This is a genomic window from Nitrospirota bacterium, assembly GCA_016180645.1.
Classification (GTDB): Bacteria; JACPQY01; JACPQY01; order JACPQY01; family JACPQY01; genus JACPAV01.
Genome location: JACPAV010000042.1, coordinates 14507 through 27167 on the forward strand (window position 1 = coordinate 14507; position 12661 = coordinate 27167).

A 12661-nucleotide genomic window follows, 5' to 3' on the forward strand; every position below is an offset into this window, starting at 1 on the left:
ACGGAGGTCACAATTCAAAATATCTGGAATCCACCCTGCCTGAGTGGAGGATGGGAGCGGTCGACGCAGCTACGGAAGAAGAACCTGGACCGGTGTGTCTTTCCAGGCCATTCCGTCGCCGATCAATCCTGAGTTGTTGGATCCCCAGCAGGAAAGAGTGCCCGGCGATTGTACGCCGCAGGAATGGATTGACCCGACTGTGATCGAAGTCCAATTTGTGGCCGTGCCAACCTGCGTGGGGGCGAGTTTTTGTGTAATGGTTCCGTCGCCGAGCTGGCCGTACGAATTGATGCCCCAGCATGAAAGGCTTCCCGGCGATTGGATCCCGCAAGTGTGACTTGGGCCGGTGGTGATCGAAGTCCAGCTTGTCGCCGTGCCGACCTGGGTGGGGGTGAATCTTTGCGTCGTCGTTCCGTCACCGAGCTGACCCGATCCATTCTGGCCCCAGCACGAGAGGATGCCCGGCGATTGGACGCCGCAGGTGTGTGTGTAGCCGGTGGTGACCGAGGTCCAATTTGTGGCCGGCCCGACCTGCACGGGGGTGAGTTTCTGAATAGTCGTTCCGTCGCCGAGTTGGCCGTACGCATTGATGCCCCAGCACGAGAGTATGCCCGGCGATTGGACGCCGCAGGTATGGGTTGAGCCGGCTGTGGCCGAGGTCCAATTTGTGGCCGTCCCGACCTGTACGGGGGTGAGTCTTTGCGTAACAGACCCGTCGCCGAGTTGACCGTAAGCGTTCACTCCCCAGCACCAAAGGGATCCCGGTGATCGTATGCCGCAGGTGTAGCCTGAGCCCGTTGTGACCGCGGTCCAGTTCGTGGCCGTTCCGACCTGCACAGGGGTGAGTTGTTGCGTAACGGAGCCGTTGCCAAGCTGGCCGTAGCCGTTCAACCCCCAGCACCAGAGCGTACCGGTGGATTTGACGGCGCAGGTATGCAATGTCCCGGTCGAGATCGCAAGCCAGTCGGTATTGGAGCCCAGTTGAACTGGAGCCGCCCGGCTGGAGGTCGTCCCGTCGCCGAACTGTCCGTAGAGGTTTATCCCCCAGCACCACGCCGTTCCAGTGGCCCGCCGAGCGCAGGAATGGTAGTAGCTTGCCTGCGCCGTCGTCCAGTCTGAGGCGACTCCGACGGTGACAGGGATCTTGTAGTTCGGCAGGCTTCCGGACCCCGTTTGGCCCGAGGTGTTGTCTCCCCAACATTTCACCGAGCCATCCTGGAGTCGGGCGCACACGAACGAATCCCCCCCGCTCAATTCCACCACACCGGTCAGACCGATCACCGCAACGGGAGTGGACGATGCGACGGTCGAGCCGTTTCCCAATTGCCCGTTGGAATTGGATCCCCAGCATTTGACGGTTGAATCGGAGAGAAGGGCGCAGGAGTGACTATCCTCGGCCAGGACGGCGACCGCTGAGGATATTCCCGAGACGACGACGGGAGTGGTCCCGTATCCCGAACCCCAGCATTTCACGGCGCCATCCGCGAGAGCCGCACAGGCGTGGAATCCTTCCGCGCTGACGCCGACGGCCGTGGAGATTCCAACCACGGCTACGGGCAAGTTGGACAGCGTGACGGAACTTCCATCGCCCAGTTGTCCCATGCCGTTGTCGCCCCAGCACTTAACGGTAGCGTCGGCCATCAGAGCGCAGTTCGAAGATTCATCGGTGGACAGGGTGACGACTCCCATCAGCCCGACGACACTGACCGGAGTGGTTGAATTCACGGTCGTGCCATCGCCGAGTTGCCCGTCATAGTTGGACCCCCAGCATCGAACGGTGGAATCGGCGAGGACGGCACACTGATGGCTGGCTCCCCCGTCCACCGCTTTCGCACCCGTCAGGCCCGAGATGGTCGCAGGCGAGCCTGAGTTCGTCCAGCATTTCACAGAACCATCCGACAAAACCGCGCAGTTGTTGGATGCGCCCGATCCGACGTTCTCGACGCCCACGAGGCCGCTCACTTGAACGGGTACGCCGCCGAAGGCGCCGCCCCAGCAGCGCACCGTCGTGTCGGCCATGATCGCGCACGTTTGACTCCAGCCCCCGTCCAGCCGTTTCTGAACGAAACCCGCAGGCGTGGTCCCTCCCGCTTCGTTGGAGTAGGCTGAGTTGTCCGCGCCGAGGAATGCAGCCACACGATAGGTGTACGTCGTCCCACCCGAGAGACCCATGCTGGAGTACGACATAATGTTTGGGCCGACCGTGGCAAGGGCTGCAAAGGCGCCGCCGCCGATTTTCTGCTCGACCACGAATCCCGCCTCGTTTGAAGCGTTGTCCGCCCAGCTCAGATTGATCCGGGAGGACGAGACGATGACCGCCATGAGATTGCTCGGAGCGGCAGGGGCGCAGATGCCGCCTTCGTCCGTGCTGCCGTCACAGTCGTTGTCCATCCCATCGCAAATTTCAGTAGCGGGAGCGCCGGGAATCGCCGAGCATTCCGTCCCGGTTCCATCAGCCTTGCAGGAGAAAGTCCCTGTCGACTGGCACGCCCCCTGCCCCGCCGAGCATGCCTGTCCCTTGTTGGTGAATTCCTCATCTGTGCTTCCATCGCAGTCGTTGTCGAGGTTGTCGCAGATGTCGGCACTGGGCGCGAGGCTTGAGGCGCAAGCCAGGCTTCCTGCCGTGCATTGCTGCGTGCCCGCGGAGCAGACTCCCGCCTGAGTCGAAGTGCAACTCGCAGCCCCCAGCCCGTTGTCCACCGCGGCGTCGCAATCGTTGTCCTTGCCGTCGCACGTCTCCAAAGCCGGCAGAACTTCTCCGGTACAGTTTCCCCAAATGCCTCCCGCACAGGTCTGCGTGCCCGCTTTGCAGGATCCTACGTTCCTCGTGCTTGCTGCGCCGCTGTAGCAGGACTGGCTGCTTCCATCGCTGCACTGGCAGACTTCATCGATCCTGCCGTTGCAATCGTTGTCGATCCCATCGCCGCACACCTCGGAGGTTTGCGCGAGGGTTTGAACACAGACCAGACTGCCCGACCGGCACTGCTGAGTCCCCCCCGCACACAGACCGCTCCGACCGGTGGCGCAGAGCGTTCCGCCTGTGTTTTCGTCCACCCTTCCGTTGCAATTGTTGTCCAGGCCGTCGCAAATCTCGGCGCCAGGCGCCAGGATCGAGGCGCAGGCAAGAATTCCGGCGGTGCACTTCATCGTGCCCGCAGCACAGACGCCAAGGGAGGTGCTCGCACAGGACGATCCGCCGATCCCTTCGTCCACGCTTCCATTACAGTTGTTGTCGACTCCATCACACGATTCCGTCGCTCCCGGATACACGGCCGGATTGGAATCATTGCAGTCGGTCCCTGCGGGCGATTTGTCCCCATCTGCATCGACGGCCACTTCGATGTCCACGGAGGCCATGCCGGTTCCTTTTCGATTGTCCTCGACTCTCACGCTTACCGTGTACTTGCCGGATGACGACGGAGCTTTCCAGGCAACCGCCGGGTCGGGACCTTTCAGGCTGGAGGGAGCCCTTCTGCCGCCGCTCGAAGTAATCTTACTGAGATCACCATCCGTAGACGTCCAAAGGAACTGGAGCGGGTCCCCCTCGGCGTCCGACGCGGTGGCCGTGACCACCACCTCATCACCGGGTTGGGCCACTTTCTTTGAGGACTCCAGTTTGGAAACCACGGGCGGCTCGTTGATGGTCAGGGTGCGATTAACGATGGTGCATCCGCCTCCGCACATTCCCGCCGATCCGGTCTCGACGTCCACCTCGTCTTCAGACTCGCTGCCGCTCGTTCCCTGCCCGCCCGAGGCATGCTTGAGCGTCACCTTTACTTTCTGTTTGACCGGCGCCATGAGGCAGTACGCGCCGTCCGGCCCGGTGGTGACCATGGTGGAGCCCGCGCGCACGGTTGCGCCCGCCACGCCCGCGCCTTTCTGGTTGGTGACGCGGCCGCTGATGCAGGCGTCGCCCAGTTCAACCTCGATGTCGGCATGAACGCACCGATCGGACTCTCCGCCGCACTGGCCGCCACCGACGATCTGCACGCCTGATTTCTTGTTGTGCATGCGGCCCCGGCCCTTGTCGTAATAAGTCAATTTCAAGTCCTGATCGCCCTCGAGCGAGGCCAGGCAGTAGTTGCCTCCCTCATCGGATTGAATGGTCGAACCCCCTATGGAGACGGTCGCCCCGGAGATGGGCCGGCCGGCTTCATCGAGCAGTTTGCCTCGGGCGCACCCGGTCTCCGTGTCAAGCGCGACCGTGCCCAAATCGACAGCCGCGAGGGCATCACACTGGCCCGGCGAGGGACTGACGCCCGGAACGGAGATCTTGTTTTCTTTCCTGCCTCGAAGGGCGCCTTCCGGGTGCGTAATGCTGAGAAGCAGATCGTCGCCGGGCTCCGTTTCAACGCTGAACAGGCCATTGGCGTCCGCCTTGGCGAGCCGTTTTCCCAGGGAGACCACCGCTCCGGGAACGGGGACTGCGCCGGCACCAACCACCTTTCCGCTCACTTTTCGAAGCGTTGGAGTGATGGAAACGTCGCCCAGATCCTGACATGCAGCGCCTGCGTCGGCGCACGTACCCACGGTATTGGACATCGTGACATTCTGTTTCGTGAACGTCTCGGTGAACGAAAAGTTGAACCAGCCCCACTGGCCACCGACGCCGGTTTCCACGCTGATCGTGCTGCCTTTCAAAGCGTCCAAACAGAACTTCCCGTTTTCCCCCGTGGGCTCCTCTTTCTTGTCGACTCCCCCACCGAACTGGAGCGCAGCGGTGCCCAACACGCCATTGCAGGTGGCCCCGTTGAAGGTCACGCCGTTCCCGCAGACACGAATATCTTTCTTGGGCTGCCCGCATGGATCGATCACCCGGCCGCGGACGCAGCTTCGGGTGGAGATAGGCTGATCGAGGTTCCACCAACTGAAGTGCCGCGCCATGAACTCACTGTAGAGCCCGTCATCCCCCTGGACGACGGTTCCCAGCACCTGTTGTCCACCGTCGTCCAACTCCGGTACCCACGTGCCGAGTGTTTCGTCCACGTAGTACGTTGGGACGGTGTCGCCAACCTTGAACGGCACACTCGTGGCCGGATTCATCGATCCGGTGGGGATTTTCATGCGAACCTTGGCAGGTTGCTTGAGGGAGCTGATGATGTTGCCCTCTGAGTCGCGCAAGGTAATATTGCCGAACATGATGCTGGCCAATTCGACCACTTCACCGATCGGCTCTCCCGCCTTGCGCACAACGGCGCGCTTGGACCCCGCGCGCAATCCGCCTCGGAGGCCGGCGCTCACGGCCATGAAGCCACCCGGGAATGCATCGCGGTCCTGGCGGGGATCGCCCACGGTAATTTCCGCGCGGATGGGTCCGGTCGCGCCGAGAGCTTTGGAAGGATCGGTGATTTCGATACTAAGGCTGTTGCCAGGCACTTTCACGGCAAGCGACTTTGTGTCCGCGTCGATCACGGTTTCCTGCATGAACGTTACGGGTTGGGCCCTCATCTGGACGGTGTTCGCGCCGGGGCTGAGTTGGAGCACTTGGGCCTGTGGAGCAAAGCCCTCCTTCTCTACGGAGATGGAGGCCGTCCCTTCGCCGCCGAGGGTCAGGCTGAACAAGCCCGTTCCATCCGTTGTCCCTTCTGCAAGCACGGATGGATCCAGCACGGAGACGACCTTGACCTTTGCGCCGGCGATGGCTTCACCGGATTCCATGTTTAGCACCCGGCCCACGATATCCGAGCTCCGGAGGACTTCCGTCGTCTTGACCGCAGTCGCCCCGTTTCCGGTGAGGGTTGCCCCGAGAATACGACCTCCCTTGCCTTGGCAGGAAGTCATGCTCAGAATAAGCAGGAAGGCAAGGAACAGCGAAACCATGGACGCCAGACTCAGCGGATTCTTCCCCCGAGGATTCATGTGCGCATATTGAGGGATTCCATTTTTGTTGTCAAGTTCAAAATCACGCCAGCGCCGCCACTTTGTGACCACTATCACGCTTTGGAATATACCTAGTTCACCCCATCAGGGATGATCTCCAACGTGACTTACATCACTGACAGAATATTCCAAACAAAGTATACTGGGCTAACTGTGAAGTTGGTGGCGGATCTCTGGGCGCGGAGCGAGCTGGGTTGGGCTTCTCTCATCGCGATCTTCCTCGGGGGTGTGTTGCTCCTAAGCGTTTACGGCTGCGTGGGACAAGGGGGCGTCCTTGGCGGGCTTCCGATCGGTGAATCTGAATTGAAAATCACCGTGGATATTCCCCTCACTTCGCAACAGGCGGTGGCCATCGAGGGTGTGCGGGATGCGGTGGCGGATGTCTACTGGAACGACGCGCCGGTGGGGACGTCGGTTCGAGGCGCGGTGCGCGGTGGCGTGAGCGGTGGAGTTCGTGCGGCGGAGACCGGCGGTGTTCGCACAGGGGTCAGAGCGGCCCTCTCCCGCTTGGTGGCCTCCGGCCAGTCGCGGGACGGCCATGCCGTCTTGGCTCCGGTGCGGCCACGATTGAATCACCTTCCGGAACATGGGGACGGATCGGCGGTCCCCGAAGGCGGAACATCCACCGCAAGCGCAGAGGAGATACTTTTCTCGTTCGAGGTCACTTTCACGCTTCCCGTCAAGTCGGCGGCGGAAGGCACAGGTGCGTTGAACACGAAAGTCCGGTCGCGAACAAGACCGGAGGTGGCCTATGTGGATCTCAAAGTCAGGGTGGACGTGAAGGCGTCCGAGGCGGATCCCGCGCGCGTGGAGATCCTCTCCCAGGATGTCGGGTTCAACCAGGTGGAACTCCCGGACCTCGACGGCGACGGTGTGGCCACGCTCTTCGAGGTCGTTTCCAAGGGAGCAGATGCCGCCATGGATGCGGCGTCGAAACCGGATGAGACGACGCTCCAGTCGAAGCTGGAAAGCCTCAAGGCCGGGCTGGAGAATTCGCTCAAGGAGAGCGGATTTACGACCGCGATCGTGATGGGCGAAGTGGATCTCACGCCGCCCGACACCCAGGTGGCGTCGAACGCCGAATCGCGAACGTCCGCGGAGGCCTACCGGTTTACGTTCACATGCAACCCCCAGGAAGGGGGAACTGCCGTGGGAGCGCAGAAGCCCGGGGCGGCCAATGTATCCTTTTGCGTCTATCGATGCTCCCTGGTGGGCCCGGCGGACACGTTCGATTTCAAGCCGTGCGACACCCCGTTCTCCCTCAGCCCGGCGAAGGAGGGTGACTACACCCTCGCCGTGAAGGCGGCTGACGAACTGGGGAATACGGATCAAACGCCGGCGACCGTTTCGTTCAAGGTCTTGCCGCCCGCCGTGTGCGGGAACGGGACGTGCGAGGCTGGGGAAACATCCGCCTCGTGCGCTGCGGACTGTCCCGCTCCGGACACGACGCCGCCAGATACCGCGCTCAGCGCGGCGAGTGGTCAGTTGCCAGTGGTCAGTGGTCAGTGGTTGAACAAGACGGACATCAGTTTTACCCTGACCAGCACCGAGGCGGGTTCCACGTTTCAATGCTCGACTGACAATGGCGCGTGGTCGGTCTGCGCGAGCCCATTCGTCCTGAGCCAGTTGAAGGACGGGCCGCGAACGTTCTCGGTCTACGCTGTCGACAAGTCGGGGAACAAGGACCCCACTCCGGCCGTGTTCACGTGGAGACTCGATACCACGGCTCCGGATACAACCATCACGGTCAAGCCATCAGCGCTCAACAATCAGCCTTCCGCCTCCTTCGAGTTCTCGTGTTCCGATCCGGTAGGCGCACCCTTTACGGGTGCGTCTTCGGACGCAGGCATGAAGCCTGCGGCTACCTGCACGTTTTTCTGCCAACTCGGCATCGGAGTCGCCGCGCTCTGCGCGTTCCCCTACTCTGCAACGGCTCTGCCCGAGGGATCCCAGACCTTCCAGGTTTATGCGCAGGACGCCGCGGGGAACAAGGACGCCACACCTGCCTCGGCCACGTGGGCGGTGGACATGACTGCGCCGGACACCGCGCTGAGCGCGGCGAGTGGTCAGTTGGCAGTGGTCAGTGGTCAGTCCACAAACAAGACGGAGATCACGTTTACGCTGAGCAGCCCCGATCCGTCGGTGACGTTCCAGTGTGCTCTCGACCTCGCTTTATTCTCCTCTTGCTCATCGCCCGCCACCTACAGCGCGTTGGCGGCGGGTAGCCACACGTTTGGCGCGCGTGCCGTGGATACGGCGGGGAACAACGACAGTACGCCTGTGACGTTCACCTGGAGCATCGACATCACGCCGCCGGACACGGCTATCAGCGTTCAGCCGTCAGCGGTCAGCAATCAGACTTCCGCGTACTTCGAGTTCTCGTCACCGGAGGTTGGGGTGACGTTCCAGTGCGCCTTGGACGCAGGTGCGTTCGGAACGTGCACGTCGCCCTACTCTCAGGCGGCGTTGCCCGCGGGCGCTCACACATTCAAAGTTCGTGCCGTGGACGCCGTGGGCAACGCGGATGCGACGCCTGCCGAGGCGACGTGGACCATCGACCTCACCGCGCCGACGTTCAGCGGTCTTACGAGCGCGACGGCCATCTCCACCACGCAAATCGACGTTGCGTGGACGGCGGCAACGGACAATGCCAGTGCCTCGTCCGCCATCGTCTACAAGATTTGTGCAAGCACTACCCCCGGCGCGTGCGCCGCGAATTTTGTCGTTTACGCCACGACGAATGCGGGAGTCACGTCCTATTCCGCCACGGGCCTGACCCCTTCGGCCACCTACTACGTCGTCGTTCGCGCCCAGGATCAGGTTGCGAACATCGACGCAAACATCGTCGAAAAATCGGCCGTCACGTGGGGAACCACCGGCGCCGCGCAGGCGATCACGAACCACCTCAGCAACCGCACCTGCGCGCTTCTTTCGGATGGCACGGTGAAATGCTGGGGGTGGAACGACTATGGTCAGCTTGGGGATGGGACAACGGCCCAGAAGACGACTCCGGTGGCCGTTTCCACCCTTTCGGGCGCGGTCGCCGTGACGGGAGGGGATAGGCAGACCTGCGCGCTCGCCTCGGACGGCACGGTGAAATGCTGGGGATACAACTTCTATGGTCAGCTTGGGGATGGGACAACAGCCAATAAGACGACTCCGGTGGCCGTTTCCACCCTTTCGGGCGCCATCGCCGTGGCGGGAGGGATCAACCACACCTGCGTGCTCGCCTCGAATGGCACGGTGAAATGCTGGGGATGGAACGCGAATGGTCAGCTTGGGGATGGGACGGTGGCAGACAAGACGACTCCGGTGGCCGTTTTCACCCTTTCGGGCGCGGTCGCCGTGGCGGGAGGGCTCTACCACACTTGCGCCCTCACCTCGGATGGATCGGTGAAATGCTGGGGATCCAACGGCAACGGTCAGCTAGGGGATGGGACGACGGCCCAGAAGACGACTCCGGTGGCCGTTTCCACCCTTTCGGGTGCGGTCGCCGTGGCGGGAGGGACCTACCACACCTGCGCCCTCGCCTCGGATGGCACCGTGAAATGCTGGGGACGCAATCTCTATGGTCAGCTTGGGGAAGGGACGACGGCGGATAAGACGACTCCGGTGGCCGTTTTCACCCTTTCGGGTGCGGTCGCCGTGGCGGGAGGGACTTATCACACCTGCGCCCTTGTCTCGGACGGCACGGTGAAATGCTGGGGAGGCAACGGCGGTGGTCAGCTAGGGGATGGGACGACGGACCAGAGAACGACTCCCGTGGCCGTTTCCGCCCTTTCGGGTGCGGTCGCCGTGGCGGGAGGGAACGTCTACACCTGCGCGCTCGTATCAGACGGGACCGTCAAGTGCTGGGGGGACAACTATTATGGCGGGCTTGGGGACGGAACCACCGCCAATCGCCTAACGCCCACCGCCGTAACTTCACTGTCAGGCCCGCTCGGTGTCAGGCTCCCCCGCCTCCACGAATCCACCGCCTCCGGCGCGCCGGCTCGACCGTTCCGCGAGGGTCTCTCCGGCGGCGGCGTTCACACTTGCGCAATCATCTCCAACGGCACGGCCAAATGCTGGGGCCAGAATGATCAGGGCCAACTCGGCGATGGCACCACGACCAACCGGCCCACACCTGTCCCCGTGTCGTCCCTTACGAGTGTCACAGGCATGGCCACCGGTCAATTCCACACCTGCGCTCTGGGCTCCGACGGGACCGCCAAGTGCTGGGGCGTAAATGGCAGCGGACAACTCGGCGACGGAACCAGCACCGGAAAGCTGCTGCCGACCGTCGTATCGACTCTGTCCAGCGCCATCAGTCTGAGCGCAGGGGCCAATCACACCTGCGCCTTGATGGCCGACGGCACAGCAAGGTGCTGGGGTGCAAACAGCGCCGGACAGGTGGGCGACACCACCGGGACCAATCGCCTCGTGCCCACGACTGTAACTTCGCTTACCACAGCCGTAGCGCTCATTGCGGGCGGCTACCACAATTGCGGGCTCCTGGCAAACGGAACCGTGAACTGCTGGGGGCGAGGGGCTGAAGGACAGACCGGAGACAATTCCGCGTCAACTCATTTCGCGCCGGCCGCCGTCTCCACCCTATCCGGAGTGGTAGCGCTGGCGATGGGAGACTACCACTCTTGCGGCCTCCTTTCAGACGGCACGGTCAGATGCTGGGGACGCAATTCTCTCGGTCAACTGGGCGACGGCACGACAACGGATAGGCCCACTCCAATCGTCGTCTCAACGCTTACGGATGTGATTGCCACCGTCGCGGGTTCGGACCATACCTGCGCCCTGCTCTCCTCGGGACCGGTTCGTTGCTGGGGCGCCAATCAAGGGCAGCTCGGAGATGGGACCTCCATCGCGCGTGTCACACCTGTTTCGGTGGCGGGGATAACGGGGGTTGCAGGAATCACCGCGGGCGGTTCAGGCGGTGGATCAGGTCACTCGTGCGCCGTTCTTCCTGGCGGCACGGCCAAGTGCTGGGGACTCAACAATTCCGGCCAGCTCGGAGATGGAACGACCGGCAGCAAATCCACTCCAGTCTCCATCACGAGCCTCCCGTAGCGCCCGATTTCATATCGAGCGGCAATGCCTACTCCGCCGTAGCAGCTCCCGCCTTCGCGAAGCCCGCTTCGGCGGGCGAAGAAAGGGCGGCTGCGAAGGCTGGATCGTCCGGTATGAAACCGGACGCTACAAAGAGGTTTTTGGGCCAACAGCGGTCACCCAGGCGGTCACCAGCCTGCCCTGATTTCCGCGCAAGTGGGCCACCATGCCATTGTGTGTGGTATAATGCTCTATCGTGATTCGCCGGGATGGGTACGTATGCGCATGGATGGCGCTGAGCGTCGGGATGCTGGTTTCCCCGACGGCGGTTCGTGCCCAAGTACTTCTGGACCGCCTATCTCTCCGAGACGGTTCCGTCGTCGTCGGCAAGATTCTGAGCGATTCCGCTTCTTCCATCACCCTCTTCAGCACGCGAATGCGAGAGGAAGTCGTAGCCTCCGGAGAGGTCCACACCTATGAGAAGATCCAAGTCAAGGGCAACCCCTTCAAACCGGATCCCAGCCGGCCGTTTTACTGCTCCGTTATCACCACGGTGCGAACCAAGGACGGCAAGGAGTTTCGCGGTGTCTCGCTTGACCGCCAGGGTGACGCGTTCTGGTTGATCACCCCCGAGGGATACCTCCTCAAGATCCCATTCGTGTCCGTGCTCACCAGCATCCAGGAGCCGATCGATGTTGCCCTTCGCGGAAGGCCCGTGAGTGTTGCTCCTCCGCCGGAATCGTGGGAAGCCGCCCCACCCGCGCAGGAGACGCGGCCCGCCGCATCGCAGCCGGTCGTCCCATCCTCCCGCCCCGCTCCCGCGCCGACTGCGCAAGCCCTGAGCACCACCGCAGCAGCGGCAGGGGTTCCGCCCCCTCTCCCCTCGGACTCATCGAGCGTGGCGCCCGCCCAATACTACGGCGGCATCTTTTTCGGAATCCACGATCAAAGTTCAGGTCCCCTCGAGGAGTTCTATGGGACCGGGGTTTCGTTCGGAGGATTTGCGGGCTTCCGCATCATCCCCCGCATCGGGGGGCGCATCGCCATCCAGTATTTCTCGAAGGCCGTTATGGACCCCCAGGCGGAGAAGTGGCAATTGACCAAGCTGCCCATCGAGGCCGCTCTGACGGTTCATCCGTTTCAGGGTTGGAAGTGGTTCGAGCCCTATGTCGGCCTCGGACCGGGGATCACCCGAATCAGCCAGGAGCCGGATGCATTCGTGCTGGAGGAGCTGAAGAGAGAGGAATCCACATCGCAGTTCGTGCCGCACTACTTCTTTATCGGGGGAAGCCGGATACGCGTTTGGCAGGACGTCGGCGCGTTTCTGGAGTTGCGCTATGCCAACGCTCCCTTTGAGGACCAGTCCCACAACCTGAACGCCGGAGGTGTGGATTTCCTGATGGGGATGAGGTGGAGATAGGGGAAATGCTCAATTGTCGAGTATCACTGATTCACTGTGAGGGATGCTCCGATCTCCATGGTTGATTGAAAAGCGAGAATGGGGAACTGATCTCAGCTCGACTTTTGGCATTTTTCCATGCTGTGTGAACATCACTTCACGAGGGAAGGCCATTTCCACGCCGTGAATTAAGAGACAGGAGCCGTTTTCCGGTCTCGTTTCAAAATTCATCGCTCAGATTCTCGCTCGGATGGGAAGGTATCTTCAGACACCGCTCAAGCGATTCGTAGGGGAGCATCTTCAGATGCTCCCTCTTGTCGGGAGGGTCTGAAGACCCTC

At 62.2% G+C, this 12661-nt stretch carries 3 protein-coding genes; 2 read left to right on the forward strand and 1 reads right to left on the reverse strand.

The window, feature by feature from the left end; translation table 11 throughout:
• Positions 1-69 precede the first annotated feature (69 nt).
• The gene (locus HYT87_18435) at positions 70-5859 is read right to left on the reverse strand and encodes a carboxypeptidase regulatory-like domain-containing protein (GenBank protein MBI2061723.1); all 5790 of its coding nucleotides are present in this window, start codon (positions 5857-5859) and stop codon (positions 70-72) included.
• Positions 5860-6033: 174 nt separating this feature from the next.
• On the opposite strand from HYT87_18435, the gene HYT87_18440 reads away from it, so the two are divergent.
• Complete coding sequence (locus HYT87_18440) at positions 6034-10944, forward strand: hypothetical protein (GenBank protein MBI2061724.1); 4911 nt, start codon at positions 6034-6036, stop codon at positions 10942-10944.
• A 235-nt stretch (positions 10945-11179) separates the two neighbouring features.
• Positions 11180-12343, forward strand: a complete 1164-nt coding sequence (locus HYT87_18445; protein MBI2061725.1) for a hypothetical protein — start codon at positions 11180-11182, stop codon at positions 12341-12343.
• The last annotated feature ends 318 nt before the right edge of the window (positions 12344-12661 follow it).

Excerpts from the sequence above, each read along its gene's own strand:
- HYT87_18435 (MBI2061723.1), bottom strand. The coding sequence starts at position 5,859 with ATGAATCCTCGGGGGAAGAATCCGCTGAGTCTGGCGTCCATGGTTTCG.